This window comes from Microcoleus sp. B4-D4 (assembly GCF_036705185.1).
Taxonomy (GTDB): domain Bacteria; phylum Cyanobacteriota; class Cyanobacteriia; order Cyanobacteriales; family Microcoleaceae; genus Microcoleus.
In genome coordinates, this window is the sequence record NZ_JAUBTX010000032.1 from 49,026 (window position 1) to 66,848 (window position 17,823).

At 43.2% G+C, this 17,823-nt stretch carries 17 protein-coding genes; 8 read left to right on the forward strand and 9 right to left on the reverse strand.

All coding sequences use genetic code 11. From position 1 onward, the window contains the following. The 3 genes from QUB13_RS21140 to QUB13_RS21150 all read right to left on the reverse strand — a co-directional run. A partial coding sequence (locus tag QUB13_RS21140) for a tetratricopeptide repeat protein (RefSeq protein WP_333384353.1) occupies positions 1 to 877 on the reverse strand: 877 nt, incomplete at its 3' end. A 226-nt stretch (positions 878 to 1,103) separates the two neighbouring features. Further along, entirely contained in the window at positions 1,104 to 2,126 is a 1,023-nt protein-coding gene (locus QUB13_RS21145) for a hypothetical protein (RefSeq protein WP_333384355.1), read from the reverse strand. A 154-nt stretch (positions 2,127 to 2,280) separates the two neighbouring features. Further along, positions 2,281 to 2,841 carry a Uma2 family endonuclease gene (locus tag QUB13_RS21150; RefSeq protein ID WP_333384358.1) on the reverse strand — a complete coding sequence of 187 codons (561 nt, stop codon included), beginning with the start codon at positions 2,839 to 2,841 and terminating at the stop codon, positions 2,281 to 2,283. An 82-nt stretch (positions 2,842 to 2,923) separates the two neighbouring features. On the opposite strand from QUB13_RS21150, the gene QUB13_RS21155 reads away from it, so the two are divergent. After that, positions 2,924 to 3,220 (forward strand): hypothetical protein, encoded by a 297-nt coding sequence (locus QUB13_RS21155; protein WP_333384359.1) that lies wholly within the window; start codon positions 2,924 to 2,926, stop codon positions 3,218 to 3,220. 238 nt (positions 3,221 to 3,458) lie between these two features. Here the strand turns inward: QUB13_RS21155 and mutS are convergent, their stop codons facing one another. Further along, complete coding sequence (gene mutS / locus QUB13_RS21160; RefSeq protein WP_333384424.1) at positions 3,459 to 6,086, reverse strand: DNA mismatch repair protein MutS; 2,628 nt, start codon at positions 6,084 to 6,086, stop codon at positions 3,459 to 3,461. A gap of 446 nt (positions 6,087 to 6,532) precedes the next feature. Between mutS and QUB13_RS21165 the strand changes: the two genes are divergently transcribed. From QUB13_RS21165 to QUB13_RS21175, 3 genes are all read left to right on the forward strand, one after another. Continuing rightward, positions 6,533 to 7,699 carry a zinc-dependent alcohol dehydrogenase gene (locus QUB13_RS21165; RefSeq protein WP_194068265.1) on the forward strand — a complete coding sequence of 389 codons (1,167 nt, stop codon included), beginning with the start codon at positions 6,533 to 6,535 and terminating at the stop codon, positions 7,697 to 7,699. 27 nt (positions 7,700 to 7,726) lie between these two features. After that, positions 7,727 to 7,942, forward strand: coding sequence for an acetyltransferase (locus QUB13_RS21170; RefSeq protein ID WP_333384361.1), 216 nt, complete (start codon positions 7,727 to 7,729; stop codon positions 7,940 to 7,942). A 210-nt stretch (positions 7,943 to 8,152) separates the two neighbouring features. Further along, entirely contained in the window at positions 8,153 to 8,833 is a 681-nt protein-coding gene (locus QUB13_RS21175) for an HAD family hydrolase (protein WP_333384365.1), read from the forward strand. A gap of 31 nt (positions 8,834 to 8,864) precedes the next feature. Here QUB13_RS21175 and QUB13_RS21180 read toward each other — a convergent pair whose 3' ends face one another. Both QUB13_RS21180 and QUB13_RS21185 read right to left on the reverse strand, forming a co-directional pair. Beyond that, a complete protein-coding gene (locus tag QUB13_RS21180) occupies positions 8,865 to 10,025 on the reverse strand; it encodes an AAA family ATPase (RefSeq protein WP_333384368.1) in 1,161 nt (386 codons plus the stop codon). A 15-nt stretch (positions 10,026 to 10,040) separates the two neighbouring features. Then, a complete protein-coding gene (locus QUB13_RS21185) occupies positions 10,041 to 10,829 on the reverse strand; it encodes an RNA ligase family protein (protein ID WP_333384371.1) in 789 nt (262 codons plus the stop codon). 144 nt (positions 10,830 to 10,973) lie between these two features. Here QUB13_RS21185 and QUB13_RS21190 point away from each other — a divergent pair, with 144 nt between their 5' ends. After that, positions 10,974 to 11,843 (forward strand): prohibitin family protein, encoded by an 870-nt coding sequence (locus QUB13_RS21190; protein WP_333384374.1) that lies wholly within the window; start codon positions 10,974 to 10,976, stop codon positions 11,841 to 11,843. Between the two features lie 185 nt (positions 11,844 to 12,028). Further along, positions 12,029 to 12,448, forward strand: a complete 420-nt coding sequence (locus tag QUB13_RS21195; RefSeq protein ID WP_333091684.1) for a peptidylprolyl isomerase — start codon at positions 12,029 to 12,031, stop codon at positions 12,446 to 12,448. 72 nt (positions 12,449 to 12,520) lie between these two features. On the opposite strand, the gene QUB13_RS21200 is transcribed toward QUB13_RS21195, so the two are convergent. The 3 genes from QUB13_RS21200 to QUB13_RS21210 all read right to left on the reverse strand — a co-directional run bounded on the left by QUB13_RS21200 (position 12,521) and on the right by QUB13_RS21210 (position 15,780). Continuing rightward, positions 12,521 to 13,732 carry a restriction endonuclease gene (locus QUB13_RS21200; RefSeq protein ID WP_333384377.1) on the reverse strand — a complete coding sequence of 404 codons (1,212 nt, stop codon included), beginning with the start codon at positions 13,730 to 13,732 and terminating at the stop codon, positions 12,521 to 12,523. Between the two features lie 5 nt (positions 13,733 to 13,737). Next, on the reverse strand, positions 13,738 to 14,589 hold the full coding sequence (gene yhdJ, locus QUB13_RS21205; protein WP_333384380.1) for an adenine-specific DNA-methyltransferase: 852 nt from the start codon (positions 14,587 to 14,589) through the stop codon (positions 13,738 to 13,740). Positions 14,590 to 14,655: 66 nt separating this feature from the next. Further along, a complete protein-coding gene (locus QUB13_RS21210) occupies positions 14,656 to 15,780 on the reverse strand; it encodes a THUMP domain-containing class I SAM-dependent RNA methyltransferase (RefSeq protein WP_333384383.1) in 1,125 nt (374 codons plus the stop codon). A gap of 421 nt (positions 15,781 to 16,201) precedes the next feature. Here QUB13_RS21210 and QUB13_RS21215 point away from each other — a divergent pair, with 421 nt between their 5' ends. Together QUB13_RS21215 and QUB13_RS21220 are read left to right on the forward strand one after the other, a co-directional pair. Next, positions 16,202 to 16,384 (forward strand): hypothetical protein, encoded by a 183-nt coding sequence (locus QUB13_RS21215; RefSeq protein WP_194010158.1) that lies wholly within the window; start codon positions 16,202 to 16,204, stop codon positions 16,382 to 16,384. Between the two features lie 166 nt (positions 16,385 to 16,550). Next, positions 16,551 to 17,699, forward strand: a complete 1,149-nt coding sequence (locus QUB13_RS21220; protein WP_333384387.1) for a cupin domain-containing protein — start codon at positions 16,551 to 16,553, stop codon at positions 17,697 to 17,699. The last annotated feature ends 124 nt before the right edge of the window (positions 17,700 to 17,823 follow it).

Below are 17,823 nucleotides of genomic sequence, written 5' to 3' on the forward strand. Positions count from 1 at the left end.
TTAAAGCAGCCTGATAAAACTCGATCGCCCGTTCCAGATTTTCGGCCCGCGAACCGTTTATCCTGTCACTGTAGGCAACTGCTAGGTTATTTTGAGTCGTTGCCCAATATTCAGGGAAATCCTCAAGGGTATAGACAGTTAAAGCAGCCTGATAAAACTCGATCGCCCGTTCCAGATTTTCGGCCCGCGAACCGTTTATCCTGTCACTGTAGGCAGCAGCTAGGTTATGTTGAGTCCCTGCCCATTTTTCAGGGAAAGCCTCAAGGGTACGAACAGTTAAAGCTGCCTCATAAAACTCGATCGCCCGTTCCAGATTTTCGGCCCGCGAACCGTTTATCCTGTCAGTGTAGGCATTAGCTAGGTTATTTTGAGTCATTGCCCAATCTTCAGGGAAATCCTCAAGGGTATAGACAGTTAAAGCAGCCTGATAAAACTCGATCGCCCATTCCAGATTTTCGGCCCGCGAACCGTTTATCCTGTTTCTGTAGGCATTAGCTAGGTTATTTTGAGTTTGAGCAAACTTTTCGCTCCCCGGTTGTCGATTATTTAAAACTATTTGATAACCAGTAATGGCAATTTCAATATTATTTGCTCTACTGCCACGGGGAAATTGATAAATATCAATACTCAAATTTTCAATGATGGCGACAATTGACTCAATTGCTTCTGGATTTTCGCCGGCAATTAACGTCTGGGCTACTTGTTGTAATGTCTCGGCAAAACGGGCATTGAGGAGATGTTGCCGTTGTTTTAGTATCGGGTAAATTACTTGAAAACCGCTATAGCTTTCTTCTACTTTTAATAATTCTAGGATAAAGTTTGCATACTCTTGGGAATATTCACCTTCTGATTGGAGTCGATCGCGGTTTTCTTCCATTGTGGGGAGTTCTGAATAACACCGGCTTTTATTTTATCATGGTTGTGCGTCGTAGCGAGAAACCGGGTTTTTGCTAAGATATTCGATTAGATGCGAAGATATCGGAAAAAACCCGGTTTCTGAGATTGTGCGTGTAGCGATCAACCGGGTTTTTGCGAAGATATTCGATTAGATGCGAAGATATCGGAAAAAACCCGGTTTCTGAGATTGTTAAGGCTGCCTCACATTAGGTATTAGCCAGCTTCTTTTGAATCATTGCCCAATATTCAGGGAAATCTTCACGGGTATATACTGTTAAAGCTGCCTCATAAAACGATCGCGCTTTTGCCAGATTTTCATCCCGCGAACCGTTGATTCTGTCATTATGGGCATTACCTAGGTTATATTGAATCATTGCCCAATCTTCAGGAAACTGTTCGGGGGTACGAACAGTTAAAGCAGCCTCAAAAAATGCGATCGCGCGATCGAGATTTTCCGCCCGCGAACCGTTGATTCTGTTGGCGTAAGCAGCAGCTAGGTTGTTTTGAGCCATTCCCCAATCTTCCGGGAAAACCTCAAGGGTGTAGACTGTTAAAGCAGCGCCATAAAGGGCGATCGCCATTTCCACATTTTCCGCCCGCGAACCCTTTATTCTGCTAATATAGGCAGCAGCTAAATTGTTTTGAGTTTGAGCAAATTTTTGGCTTCCCGGTTGCCGATTATTCAAAACAATCTGATAAGCAGCAATGGCAATTTCAATATTATTCGCTCTATTCCCACCCGAAAAATTGCTAATATTAATCGTTAAGTCTTCCACCAGGCTGACCATTGACTCAATAGTTTGGGCATTTTCTCCAGCAATTAACCTCTGCAATACTTGCTCTAAAATCCCAGGAAAACTGTCATTGAGGAGATGTTGTCGTTCAGCTAGCATGGGGTGAATTACTGCTGCATTGCTAGTGCTAGCATCTTCTGCTTGCAATAATTCTAGGATAAAGTTTGCATACTCTTGGGGATTTTCACCTTCGGAGTTATCGCCATCGTTGATATCGATTAATTGTAATAGCTGACTAATCAGATTTCGCAGGAAGCTAGCGCCGTTTTCTCCTCCTTGCTGTGCCATTTTTTCTGCTACCAACTCGCAAGTTTCCAGAAATTCGACATCCAACAATTCTATATTATCTTGCAATATCTGCGGTTCCGATCCGCTGGGGCAATTCAGCAGGGTGTGAATTAGTTCTAGGTAGGCTTGGGCGCGGTTTTCTTCCATTGTGGGGAGTTGTGAATAATATCGGGATTTATTTTATCATGGTTGTGCGTGTGGCGAGAAACCGGGTTTTTGCAAAGATATTCGATTAGTGGGGAAGATATTGGAAAAAACCCGGTTTCTGAAATTGTGCGCGGGTGGCAATTATTCAAAATCTCTAGACAAATAATGTGGCTACCGACACGCTAAAACCGGGTAACAAAGGACTGGTTAAATTATCTTCTTTAAATAAAGTCATCGCTAATTTCAAAATTCCGCTTTCCCGACGGTAAATTTCTACTTTTTGCTGTATGCGGTCAAATATCCAATATTCGCGCACGCCTTGAACTGAATATAATTTTAGCTTGGATTGGCGATCGCGCTTTTCATTCTCTTCACCGGGAGACATCACCTCTACCACCAACTCCGGTGCACCCGCCAAATGTCCGGCTTCATCTAATATCTGTGCTAAACGTTCATAGCTTACCCAAACTACATCAGGAATAACATTATCACTATCCGTAAAAATAAGACCCGGTACCTGGACAGCTTTACCTAACTTCGTCTGTCTTGACCAAATAGTTAATTCAACACAAACATTGTTAGCAACGTCTTGATGTTCCCAGTGAGGTGCTCTTGTCACAACTAATTCTCCTTCGATTATTTCGTAACGGTTGCCGTTATCGGGTAATAATTCTAAATCAGCGCTTGTCCAGCGAACTTTTTCTGTGGTTGACATAGTTTTGACTCCACTCTGTTCTATTTTAATTATATACCAATCTTTTCATAATTTGGCCGCAGATGTTGGCGGATTTACGCGGATGGACGAAGATAAATCAGGGGTTGGTGGCGAGAAATCGGGTTTTTCTGAGATTGTGCGTCGTAGCAAAAAACCGGGTTTTTGCGAAGATATTCGATTAGATGCGAAGATATTGGAAAAAACCAGGTTTCTGAGTGGAATAGCTTTGAACGACCGTTTTGCAGCGGATTTTGACCTACCTGCTGCATTTCGCGATCGATATGAGCGGGCGACTGAATACGGGCGGTTGCTAAATGAGGCTCTGGAAATTGGAATGAGCGTACACAAAGAATTAATAAAGTTGAAGAATGAACGCTAGTTATTAGTTCGTAGTAAGGATTTTAGTCCTTAAATCTGAGTTTGGGTTCCCCTTTATGAACCAGTCGGCGCAGGCCGACATCGTTTGTGTAGATGCGGTTTCAACCGCCGAATCGTCAAGGGGGTATGTTACTTTATGAACCAGTCGGCGCAGGCCGACATCGTTTGTGTAGATGCGGTTTCAACCGCCGAATCATTCTGAGTTTTTAAGGCAAATGCTTTTAGCTAGACTTAAAGTTTCAATCATCAAAGATATCTAACTGTTGACCATCAGACTCTTTTTCCCCTTCTTTTTTAACACCCTTCCGCAGCCCGATCGCAATTTTGCTATGTTTCTCAATCTGCTTCATCACCTGTCTCGCCCTCTCAATCACCGACGGCGGCAAACCAGCCAACCTCCCCGCTTCAATTCCGTAAGATTTATCAGCGCCCCCTGGCTGAACTTGGTGCAAAAATACAATTTGATCCGGCAATTCCTTCACAGTCACCTGATAATTTGCCACATTATCCAAAATAGAAGCTAACTCATTTAATTCGTGATAGTGAGTAGCAAAAATCGTCCTGGCCCGAATCTCGCTTGCTAAATATTCTGCCACAGACCAAGCAATCGAAAGTCCGTCAAACGTCGCCGTCCCCCTGCCAATTTCATCCAGCAAAACTAACGATTGCGGCGTTGCGTGATTGAGAATATTGGCAGTTTCGTTCATCTCCACCATAAACGTAGATTGACCCGTTGCCAAATCATCCACCGCGCCGACACGGGTAAAAATGCGATCGCAAATTCCCAAAGTCGCAGCTTTTGCAGGCACAAAACTGCCCATCTGCGCCATTAACTGAATCAAACCCACCTGCCGCAAATAACAACTTTTCCCGCTAGCATTTGGCCCGGTTAAAATTATTAAATCTGGGCGATTTAGCGATGCTTCCCGACCCAAAAAAGCCGAATTTGGGACAAAAAATCCCGGCGGTAAAGACTTTTCTACCACCGGATGACAACCTTCAATAATTTTAATTTCCCGACTTTCAACCATAGTCGGGCGACAGTAATCTTGATAAACCGCTACTTCCGCCAAACCGCACAAAACATCGGCCGCCGCCACCGCGCGGGAAACGTTGCGAATAATTTCCGCCTGTTCTCCTACCTCCGATCGCACTTTTGCAAAAATATCGTATTCCAACTGATTTAAATCTTCCCGCGCCGTCAGAATCCGCACTTCCCTTTCTTTTAATTCTTCTGTACTGTAGCGTTCTTCATTGGTAAGAGTTTGCTTGCGAGTGTAATCGTCCGGTACTTGGTCAATTTTAGATTTTGTAATACTGATGTAATAGCCGAAAGCTTTATTGTAGCCTACTTTTAAATTAGTAATTCCGGTGCGTTGCCGTTCGTTAGCTTCTAAATTAGCAATCCATTCTTGGTCTCCTGATGCACTCTGGCGCATCTCATCAAGCATTGCATTAATTCCCGATCGAATCAAACCTCCTTCTTTTAAATGAATCGGCGGTTCGTCAACTAAATGAGCGTGAATTGTAGCTGCTAATTCTTCGAGAATTGGCGGGACATTTTGCAGCGCTTTCAAATAGGGCGAGATCCCTTGGGTGGCGATCGCGGCCAATTCCGGCAGTTTCGAGAGAGAATCGGCTAAAGCTACCAAATCTCTGGCGCTAGCTGTTCCAGAACCGGCGCGCCCTGTCAGTCTTTCGATGTCGTAAATTTGGCGCAGCAACTGCTGCAAATCTTGGCGCAGGGGATTATTTTCTACTAATTCTTGAATCGTGTCGTGGCGGGCGCAAATACCTTTAATGTTGAGCAAAGGTTGCAACACCCAGCGGCGCAAAGCGCGGCCTCCCATTGCGGTGCTGGTTTTGTCGATCGCCCACAGCAACGAACCGTGAAAAATCCCATCTCTGACGGTTTGAGTAATTTCTAAATTGCGCCTGGTTTGGTAGTCCAGGGTGAGAAAATCGGTGAGGGTGTAAGTGTGCAATCTTTGCAAAGCAACTGCTTTTTCTTTTTGAGTTTCTTCGAGATATTGCAGCAAACCGCCGGCGGCGCGCACTGCGAGGGAAAGGTGTCCGCATCCCATACCTTCGAGCGATCGCACTTTGAACTTTTGCAGGATTCTCTGTTTTGCTTCGGAAAAAGTAAACGGAATTTGCGATCGCAAAGAATAGCAAAACGAATTCGGCAAACAATCGGGTAAATGGTCGGATTTCTCTCCGGGCCTCAACATCGTGACCAAATCCGGCGCATTAGTCGGAACCAGGATTTCGGAAGGTTGCAATCGCAGCAATTCTAGGGTTAATTGTTCCAAACTCTCGGCTTGAGCAGTCACGAATTCTCCCGTAGAAATATCAGTATAAGCCAATCCCCAATGTTCCCCAGCGATGACAACTGCTGCTAAAAAATTATTTTGTCTGGGTTTGAGCATTCCATCATCCGTCAAAGTTCCGGGAGTGAGAATGCGGGTAATTTCTCGCTTGACTTGGCGGCCTTCACGGGCGGCGATTGAGGCATCTTCAACCTGGTCGCAAATTACCACAGCATAGCCTTTTTCTACTAACTGAGAACTGTAGCGATCGAGGGCGTGGTGCGGCACTCCTGTCATCGGCACTCTACCGATTTCTTTGCCGCTTTCTTTGCTAGTACAAACCAGTTCTAATTCCCGAGAAATCGTCACGGCATCTTGGAAAAAACACTCAAAAAAATCTCCGACTCGAAAAAACAAAAGTGCGTGGGGATACTGTTCTTTCACTTCAACATACCGCTGCATCATCGGTGTCAGCTTAGTGAATTCTAGTAGGCGGTAGTCGGCATTGCGGATGTTGGATTGATTGGGGTCTGTTGGGGTAGATGCAGTGTAAGGCATAAAAGGCGATCGATAAATTTTAATCTTTAACAACTTTAGCGCAAGCTCGGCTTTTAGCTATGGCTAATGATACAATTTTTGACGATTAATCATTCTCAAGATGCGATCGCACTTATACCGTTCGTAGTGCGGACGACCGTCCACTCTTAGACTGCAGACGGTCGTCCGCACTACGAACCCGATCGCCAAAAACAACCTCAGCCATGCCGCGCTGTTAACTGTTAACAAAAGAACGGGAAAGCTCCTGCAATTAATTTAGAAACTGAGCGACTTTTTTTGTGATTTAAAACAGCCAAAAGATAGATTTATAAATTATACCTCGGATAGAGTAACCTTTTATTTAATCTAATTAAAATTACAGCATCCACCCAGTGATTTAGCTGCGGAGTAAACCGAAAAATTAAAAACAAAAACTAGCTCGTAGTTAACTAGAGGGAAACCAAATAATGAAAGCTCTTTGCTGGCACAAAGCAAATGACGTGCGAGTTGATAACGTACCAGATCCAACAATTATCAATCCGCGCGATGCCATAGTAAAAATCACGTCAACAGCAATCTGCGGCTCAGATTTGCACCTCTACGACGGCTTCATCCCGACCATGCAATCCGGCGACATCATGGGTCACGAATTCATGGGGGAAGTAGTCGAACTCGGCAGCGAAGTCAAGAACTTAAAAAAGGGCGATCGCGTTGTGATTCCTTTTACAATTTCTTGCGGTAGTTGTTTCTTTTGCAACCAGGATTTGTGGTCGCTGTGCGATAACTCGAACCCGAATGCGGCCTTGGCTGAAAAAATGTTCGGTCATTCACCGGCGGGACTGTTTGGCTACTCGCATTTAACGGGCGGCTATGCAGGAGGTCAAGCAGAATACGTGCGGGTTCCGTTTGCAGATGTCGGCCCTTTAAAAATTCCCGACGGACTTTCTGACGAACAAGTATTGTTCCTGACTGATATCTTTCCCACCGGTTACATGGCGGCCGAAAACTGCAATATTCAGCCGGGAGATACTGTTGGTATTTGGGGATGCGGCCCAGTCGGACAATTTGCGATCAGAAGCGCGTTTATGCTGGGGGCCGATCGAGTAATTGCGATCGACAGAATACCGGAACGCTTGCAAATGGCGGCCGCGGCTGGGGCTGAAATCATCAACTACGAAGAAATAGACGCGGGGGAAGCCGTTACCGAAATGACGGGGGGACGCGGGCCAGATGCTTGTATAGACGCGGTGGGAATGGAAGCCCACGGTACCGGTTTCGATGCTTTGTACGACAAAGCCAAGCAAGCTGTGCGCTTGGAGAGCGATCGGCCTACCGCCCTGCGACAAGTAATCCTCGCCTGTCGCAAAGGCGGCACAGTCTCAATTCCCGGCGTTTACGGCGGTTTTGTTGACAAAGTGCCCCTCGGTGCAGCTTTCAACAAAGGCTTGACCATAAAAATGGGACAGACGCACGTTCACCGCTATTTGCGCCCTTTGCTCGATCGCGTTCAAAAAGGCGAAATTGATCCAACCTTCGTGATTACGCACCGCATGAAATTGGATGAAGCGCCCCACGCCTACGAGATTTTCAAACAGAAAAAAGACAACTGCATCAAAGTTGTGCTCACACCCTAACTCACAATTTATTCACAAGGATCGACTATGCTTTTACAAGAAAAAGAATCCGGCGACTTGGTAGAAATTCTCGATATCGAGACTTTAGTCAGCCCTAGCAAGAATCAAGTATCGGGACGCATTCAAGCAGGTGAAGAAGAGCAAGATCCGGCAAATTTCCCGAAGGATAAATTAGTTTTTCCCTCCGGCGAAGTTCTGCCGCGCTGTTGGGTTGAGGAAAATTATAAAACTAAAGGTTTGTAGTAGCAACTTCAGTCCTCGATTGACTCATTAAGTAATTAAGGACGGAAGTCCTTACTACAAATTTAAGCACAAACTGAAGTCCTTACTACAAACTCAGGTTCGTAGTGGGGACTTTAGTTCTCGATTGACTCATTAAGTAATTAAGAAATGAAGTCCTTACTAGCAACCATTTTTTTTACAAAAATTATCGTCAATAACAGCAAATAACCTATGAAATTGCAAGCAGTAATTCTCGATGTTGACGGCACTCTCGTGCTCAGCAATGATGCCCACGCTCAAGCTTGGGTAGAGGCATTTGCGGCCTTCGGCTACAACGTGTCGTTCGCGAAAATTCGCCCGTTAATTGGCATGGGCGGCGACAAAATGATACCCAAAATGGTATCAGGACTTTCTGAAGGAGAAGGCGACGGAAAAAAGATTGCACAGAGACGCAAAGAATTGATTATTAACCGCTTTTCATCTACTCTCGCTCCTGCACCAGGTTCGCGGGAATTGGTGTTAAAAATGCAGCAAGAAAAACTGCGGCTAATTATTGCTACTTCAGCTACCGCCGATGAACTTTCGGGTTTGCTCAAAGCTGCACAAGTTGACGATTTGCTCGATGAAGCGACAACTTCTAGCGATGTGGAAGCTTCTAAACCGGAACCGGATATTGTGGAAGCTGCTTTGAGCAAGTTGCAGGTGGAAGCGAGTCAGGTTGTGATGTTAGCTGATACTCCTTACGATATCGAAGCTGCAAGCAAGTGCGGGGTGCCGCTAATTGCTTTTCGCTGCGGAGGTTTCGATGATGCTTCGCTTGCTGGTGCTGCAGAAATTTACGATAGCCCTGCTGATTTGTTGGCGCATTATCAGGATTCTATTTTAGGGAAAAAGCCTTTGTCAGCCAGTTGATCGAATAGAGGCGAGGGCGGGTGGATTGCTTCTATGAAGCGCCGCCCACAATCCATTCTACCTGATGCGCTTCGGTGCGATCGGGAATATCCAGGCGATCGGCTAATTTGTGAATTATTGCTTCTGGTACTGCTGCTGTGCGCGATCGATTCCGCCGCCATACTTCCTCCAAGGGAACTTCGAGGTAAACAATCCGAATGCGCGCTTTGTAAGCCGCAAACAAATCAATCAATTGCTGCCGCATTTGTTTAGTTGTATTAGTGGCATTCCACACAAAAGAAGTTCCCGATCGCAAATATTCCTTAGCTCTTTGTTTTGCTGTATCTACAACAACACTTTGATTTTTATGTGGCGGTACATCCATCTCCAATCTCAGCGCATCTAAGGAAATCACAGGCCAATCGGGGAGGTTTTCTTCAATCCAATAATCTTTGCCACTTCCTGGCAATCCCGACATCAAAACAACTTCGCATTTGGTATCGTCAAACATTTCAGCATCTGGGTTGCCGTTATCTTTGCGGAAGTAGATAAATCGGCTGTGGGCTGATGGGAATTGTCGGGGAGAATCCAAGCAATTATTTTCTTGACAAAACTCCCGAAATAGTTGTATTTTATCGAGCAATTCTTGTTTGTCGGCGCAGTGGCGGCCGCGCACGTCTGCTTCGGCTAAAAGTGCGAGGAAATCGCAGCGAACAACTTGACTAACTTTAATTACAGACTGCTGGGGGTTGGGTTTTTCCAGCAGCCAGATGGGTAAACTGCCGAATTGGACGATCGCCACCACTGTTTCCCGAATCTCAAACTGCACTGGTGGCTCGAATTGAGATAAAATTTTTCTCACCATTCTCGCACCTTGGCGGGCGTGACCTTTTGAGCTAATTCTGCCGTCGGCTTCTATTTTTGTAAAAGCCGGTTTTGCGACATCGTGCAGCAAAGCAGCCGCAAAAAGTATCGATCGTTCTTCATCGGGAAGTTGCCGCCAACTTGGGGAAGATATTAAGGCTTCGCAGACCATTTTGGTGTGAATTAAAACATCTCCCTCAGCGTGATAAATCGGGTCTTGCTGACATCCTTCTAAGTTTTGAATCCAATCAAAATGATTTTGAATGCTGTCCCAATCCAGGAACCAATCGGGCGGTTCTGGACAAAAGGGAAAAGTCCAAGTTGGCGAGGGCGATAATAGTGTATTCATAAATTCACCTGCAGGTTAACTAAAATTAAATAAATCTGTGCCGGGACGCAGAATATTGGGTACAATCGGTCGGTTGAGCCAATGTCCCTCCGCATTTTTAATCGCGGTCAAAAAGCTGGCACGCACGTATTTGTAACGCGCCTTTACTATGCCATCTTCTTCGACTTTAATGTATAGACCCTCCATGCGATCGCTCTTATCAGTTTCTTTCAAACACCGATCCTCATCCCATCCCAATTCCCGACACTGCCAAACTAACCGTTCCAAATGTCCCGGCAAAATAAAATTAGATTTATCCATCAACTGCATCATTTGCTTCGGCGATTTCAAAACTCCTGAAAACAGCACGGGAACTGATACTAACGGCAATCCGCTTAACAACTGGCGGCGGGCTTCGGTGCTCAAAAATTGATTTTTTTCTAAGTCCAGCACGTCGTATTCCATAAAATAGTGCGGCAAAAAATCATAAAAAACAGTGTGTTTGGCATAAAGCCATTCGCCGTACAAAATATAACGATTTCCCAGCACTTTTCCCAGAGTTCCGCTGAGACTGAAACCCCACTGTTTGAATAAGTTAAAATGTTTTTCTCTCGGCCCGCCGGTGAGATAGTGGCCGCGGCTTTGCAGCAGCATTTGCCCGTCTGGTGCGAAGCTGATGCCCGTATTTGCGCCGTCTACCTTTTCTTCGATGATTAAAGGGCGATCGGCAATAGCGCTAAACGGCACGCTGTCAAGGTCTTCGTCACCAGGCCCGAAACGCGAACCTTCGATATGATAAGTTCTGGGATATTTAATAATTGCCATAATCAACCGATTTTAGATTTTAGATTTTGGATTTTTAAGGCGAAACCATCCATTTTATATTTTATATTTTATATTTTATATTTTTAGAGGCGCATTCATTCAATTAAGCATTATAATAGATTTATCACAAAGGAGCGTGTTAAATTGAAAAATCAAAATTTCCAGAGCCTATCATCAGCACTCGCTGGCATTCTATTAGTAGTCGCGCTGCTCCTCGGCTTCAACTCTTTTGTTGTCATCAATCCAGGTGAAGCAGGAGTAGTTAGCATTTTAGGAAAAGCCACAGATGGAGCCTTGTTAGAGGGATTTCACTTCAGACCACCGCTGATATCTAAGGTAGATATATACGATGTAACAGTGCAAAAATTTGAAGTGCCCGCCCAGAGTGCGACTAAAGACCTTCAGGATTTAAATGCGAGTTTTGCCATCAACTTTCGCCTCGATCCTACGAGAATAGTTGAAGTCAGAAGAACTCAGGGAACCTTGGAGAATATAGTATCAAAAATTATTGCTCCGCAGACCCAAGAAGCATTTAAAACAGCAGCAGCTTTGAGAACCGCCGAACAATCTATTACTCAAAGAAGCGAACTGAAAAAAGATTTTGATGCTGCATTGAAGGAACGGCTGTCAAAATATGATGTAATCGTGCTTGATACCAGTGTTGTCAACATTCGATTCTCGCCAGACTTTGCCAAAGCAGTTGAGGAAAAACAGGTTGCTGAACAGCGGGCACAAAGGGCTGTGTATGTTGCTCAAGAAGCAGAACAACAAGCTCAAGCTGACATTAACCGCGCTCAAGGTAGGGCAGAAGCTCAAAGACTTTTGGCTGAAACTTTGAAGGCTCAGGGCGGCGATTTGGTGCTGCAAAAAGAGGCTATCGAAGCTTGGAGAAACGGTGGCGCTCAGATGCCTAAAGTGCTGGTTATGGGCGGCGGTTCGAGTCGGGTTCCTTTCATTTTCAATATGAATGATTTTGAGGAAGAAACCAATCGCCCAAAAGTTACCAACAATTAAAATATGACTGACGGTAACAAACCCGGTTGCCTCAAAAAGCGCGCAGAAGTCCTACGAGAGTTGTTCGAGTATGCTACACTTCTGAAAGTCAAAATATAGCGACAGCTTGAAACCTGTCGCTATAAAAGCGAAGTCCGCAATTAAAAAGCGGGCAGTACAGTCATTTTAGGAAGCAAGGAGAAATCATGACCCGCGCTATTATGGAAACCGACAAAGGTACTATCAACTTGGAACTGTTCGATGCAGATGCGCCGAATACAGTGAAGAATTTTGTTGACTTGGCGGAAAAAGGTTTTTACGACGGACTATTGTTTCATCGAGTCATTCCTAACTTTATGATTCAAGGTGGCTGTCCCAAAGGTAATGGAACTGCCGGCCCAGGCTACAAAATTAAGTGTGAAATCAACTCGCATAAACATTTGGCAGGAACTTTATCGATGGCTCACGCAGGCCGCGATACAGGTGGCAGCCAATTCTTTATTTGCCATTCTCCCCAGTCTCATTTGGATGGAGTTCACACAACTTTTGGCCAAACAGATGATATGTCTGTCGTGAATGCAATCCGCCAAGGCGACAAGATTATTTCACTCAAAATCGAGCATTAATTTTCAGTAATTGGCGTTTGTAGTAAGGACTTTCGTCCTTATTGCAAACAAAAATTTTTCAAATTAGTATTTTCACAACATACAACAACTTCTACAGGAAAGAAAAATTTTCTGATTCAAGCGGACTTTATTAACGGATAATTCATCTTCTACAGAAAATTCTAATAGTTCAATTTTTATACTTTCTTCCTCATCTTCATAATTAAATTCCAATCTGCTCAACTTAATAATTTCGCTCAATATATTACTTAAATATCCTTGGGCTACAGCTTGTTCAAATCTTTCTATCAGGATAGGAACATTGATTATTTCCTCGATACATTCCATATACTGCGATACTATAGCATTGATTGCATACTGCTTTCGAGCTTGTGCTTCAATCTTTGATTTAATTTCAATATCTGAATCTAAAGATTTAACTACAAATGTGATCGGATACCTTTCAATTTTATCAATGTCGAGGAAATATTTATTCACATCTACAGTTTCTGTCACCTGAAAAAAGCGTCCAAGGGGTTTCATTACAAAGTCAATCCCTCCATCGTTCGCATTTGTCCTACCTGTTTTAAATAGCTTTAAATTTTCTGACTGGAGTTTGTCTAGTTCATAGCCCCAATAAATAACTCGGTCGTTGTAGTAGTATTTTAATATACTGTAGCTGACTATCTCGAAGATTCGAGCATCTACAGTTGGCGCTACCATTTGTTTAATGAATTCTCTGACTTGCTCCTCTGTCAATCTTTGAGCATCTTTACAAAGTTGAATAAACTTTTCAAAGCTATCTCTCTTAGCTTCCACGTAAGCATCAATTATATCGATTACTGTTTGTGCTATATTATGTTCTTTCTCATTAATTTTAACTTTTAATAAATTTTCGTTAAACCAATACCTATTATTTTTCTGATTTCTCAAAATTGGGATGAACTCACAAGTGGGAAAATATTTTTTAAATTCTTCATTCATTCTATGGTTCAAGCCATGATTTTGAAGCTTTTGGCCGAAGGGTAATTCACGTTGTCTCTTAAAAATATTTGTATACACTGCACCTTCATAATCAGAATACATCCCTATTTGATGAAAGTTATTCAAAATATAGTCTTCAACTAAAACATAAATCGCGTATAAATTGGCAAAACTTCCTCTAGATTTTGAACCTTTATTGGCCGATTTAGTCTTGATATTCAAATATCCAATTAACTGGCTTTCGGTAAATATTTGTTTGCCAATTTCGGGAAACTGCTCCTCTAAAATTTTATTAATGATTTTTGTGAATTCATGTTCCATTTTGCTCAGAGTTGTAAGTTTAATGTTAGCTGCTTTGGCGAAATTTCACCGGAGTTGACTTCAGACATCACACGCTCTTCACTATTATCCTGGGTAATTTCCAGCCTCCGCAATCCTATTTGTAGATACTTTTCTTGCAATTCTATGCCAATTGACTTTCTTTTAAGTTGCTTGGCAACAAATGATGTTGTAAAAGTCCCTGAAAATATATCTAGTACAACGTCGCCCTCATTACTACTTGCTTTGATAATTCTTTCTAACAACAATGTTGGTTTTTGAGTAGGATGCTCCTCATACTCAGGCATACGATATCTAACTCTCGAAAACTCCCAGACGTTACCTGGAACTTTTTGAGAATTATATACTGATGGTGTAGACTTGCGATAGTCAATTAGTTTTCTCACAGCTCCGGTTTTTGCCTCTACCAGAATATCTGAGGAATTAAATGTATAATTTCTTTTGTCTTTGACGCAATATAAAATCGGTTCGTACAGAGAACCATAATATTTTTTTGCTTGTACGCCCGAACTGTCATAATACCACACTATTCTAGCAAGAACTGTTAAGCGATCGCGCAAATACAAATCAAAGTATGGCATACTTTGAGTAGATGCCATCAGATACAAACTGCCGTTATGCTTGAGTTTATTAATACATAAATTCAACCATTTATAACTCCATTCTAAATAATCGCTTTCCAATTCCCATTTGTCTTTAAAACCATTAAAATTTTTGCCGATATTATAGGGAGGATCGGCAAAAATTAAATCAATAGAGTTGTCTTTTACTTGACTTTCCAGCACTTCTAAGACATCTCCTAAAAAGAGCTTGTGTCCGTCAATTTCAAAAAAATTCATTCATCCTAACCTGTTCCAATTACTATTAGCTTGTGCCAAGGGTAAAAAAAGATATTTTACACATATTCAATACAGTTCATACTTGAGCAAAGTACAGGGAATCGAGCCATTGAAAACCGGAATCCGCTTTGATGTCCTGAGTCCAACTTGTTTCCCCAACTCCTTATTTCCAGTCAAAATAAACGCATTCCAACCTTTAAAACGCTGCTTGAAAATATCGCCCAACATCTTGTACAAATCTCCCAATTCGCTGGCATCTCCCAGCCGCTCTCCGTAGGGAGGATTGCAAATCAAAACGCCTCTGTCTGTGGGTGCTTCCAACTCGGATAACTCGGTACGAGCAAACTTAATTTTACCGGCAATACCTGCTTGCTGCGCGTTAGTGCGAGCTTGATCTAACATATCAGAATCGCGATCGCACCCTGCAATCATTTCTGGAAGCTCTGGCAATTCGCTGCTCTCTGCTTCGGCCCACAATTTATCCCACAAAGGCTCGTCAAAGTCCCGCCACGTCATAAATCCAAACTTTTCTCGAAACAATCCCGGTGCAATATTCAAGGCTTTTAAACTCGCTTCCAAAGGCAAAGTTCCCGAACCGCACATCGGGTCTAAAAACGGCAAATCTGGTGTCCATTCTGCCATTTCTAACAACGCCGCAGCGAGGGTTTCTTTGAGAGGAGCAAGCCCCATTGCCGGCCGGTATCCCCGCCGGTGCAAACTGCCACCAGAGCTGTCTAAACTCAAAATAGCGCGGTCTCGATGGATGTGAAGGTTAATTAGTAAGTCGGGACTTTCGACATCAACACTAGAACGCTTGTTAAATTGGTGGCGCTGTTGGTCGGCGATCGCATTTTTGACCTGCAAAGCTGTAAAGTGTGTGTGGTTCAACTTATCGTTGCCACCTGTACAGTTGACTGCTAAGGTATTATCAGGATTTAGATATTCGTCCCAAGGGATTTTCTGCACTTCCCGGTAGAGCATATTGGAGTCGTAACAACGGAATTCGGCTATGGGAACGAGCACTCGAAAAATTGTTCTCGACCAAAGATTGACGCGGTACAATAAAGCGCGATCGCCCGCAAAGTAAACTCCTGTAAAATCGGGCTTGACATCCTGCGCGCCTAGGCGTTCTAATTCTTGGGCGGCAATTGTTTCTAAACCGCGCGCAACTGTAGCAAAATATTGATTCATTGATAATTGGTAATTGGGAATGGAGAATTGGGAATTGGTTGTTCTGATCGCCCTTCATTTAGATAGTAGCTCGTTTTCATCCTAACTCTCACAAACAATACTCTACCTTAAGGTAGATGCCGAGAATCAAAAAACTGCTATATTGCAGGAAAGTTTATCAACAGGCGATCGCCCGCCTAGTCCTGTAGTTAAAAGGGCGAAAAGGGCGATCGGCCTTTTCGCTCAAACTCCAGAATCTAGCAGCAGAGCGGATTCACGCTTAATTCTCACCAGCGCGAGCAACTGCTGCGAATTAGCCAAGTATTCTATTTATTGAAAAAAATTCTTAACTACTTGCACAGTTTATTAACTTCATGTTACGCTTTTAGTCAAAGTTGAGAATTCAAACCCTAACGTCACAGTCAGGGAAAATTTCAGCTAAATGGGTGTAATACAACAATTAGAGGCCATTATGTCAAAGCAAATCAACGGATCGGCTCTCAAACTGTCCCGCGCTAGCAAAATCCAAGTAGAAGTCAAGGAAATTGCCAAGCACGCCACAGCTAAAAACATCTCTTCTACCCTCAATGTTGATGCCGATGGTAGCGATGTTACCAACGAGTAATTGCAGGTTTTTCCGTTAGACTTCGCCTCCCCAAACAAGAAGTAATAGATTTTATTTTTTGATATCGGGAAGTCTGGAATAATTGAGGACAAGCGCAAAGTGTTGTCCTCAATTATTTAATTGCTAAAAGCTTATTGATAAAATTTATCGTTTATTTTTAAAGTTTATGCGATCGCTCGCCAATCTCCTCAAACCATACAATCTCGAAGATTTTCTCAATAACAACTGGACAAACAAAGCAGTTGCGATTAAAAGCGAAGGCAAAAAAGACTTTGCACACCTATTTTCCTGGGAAAAACTCAACCACCTGCTCAACTTTTACCAATTAAAATATCCCGACATTCGCTTAGCAGTAGAAGGAAAAGTTCTCGACGAAAGCGAAAACGCCAATCTCATCAAATTGTGCCAATCGGGAGCAACTTTAATTATCAATCAAGTCCACAAACTAATACCAGAAATAGCTGAATTTGCAGCAGAATTTAAAGCAGACTTGGGTTATGGAAACCAAGTAAATGCCTACTGTTCTTGGCCGGAAAAACAGGGTTTTTCCTCCCACTACGACACCCACGAAGTTTTTATTTTACAAGTAGACGGAATCAAGCAATGGTATGTATTTGAAGACACAATTAAATACCCGCTGACAGACCAAAAATCCTCGACTTTTTCGCCGCCAGAAACCCCACCCTATTTAACCTGCACCTTGCACCCCGGCGACGTGCTTTACATACCGCGCGGACATTGGCATTATGCAATTGCTTCCGACGAACCATCGCTGCATTTAACATTAGGAATTCACTGCAAAACAGGAATTGACTTGTTAGAATGGTTGGTGGGCGAATTGCGACAACAATCAGAGTGGCGGCAAAGTTTACCGCTGCGAATAAATCAAGATTCAATCGATACAAGTGTAAATAATTTAATTGCCCAATTGCAGGGCTACGCAAACAGTAAAAATCTGGGAGAAGAGTACAGCAGCTACCTCGACAGTTTAGCAAAACCTGTGGCGAAATATTCTCTCCCTTCTCAAGCAGGGTTCAACATTTTTCCCTACGGCATTCAAACTAAATATAGAATTCCCAAATTTCAGCGGGTGAGAATTCGCGAATTGCCTGACGGGGACGGATACAAAATCGTTGTGGGAGGCAAAGAAGTATCTCTCAAAGGAGTAACTGATAAATTTACGGAGAATCTATTCAGTACAGAATTTTTTACAGGAGAAGATGTGATGGATTGGTTGCCGGATTGTGATTGGGAAATAGATGTAATGCCGCTTTTGTCGAGGCTAGTTGTTGAAGGAATTATTTTTGTTAGTTAAAACTATAGAAGAGTAATATAGCCTTTCAAGCTCTCATATGAGGTACTATTCGGCATAGGGCATAGGGCTATCCTCACCACGCTTGAGAACCGCTATAACTGCGATAATTTTGTTATTAAAATAG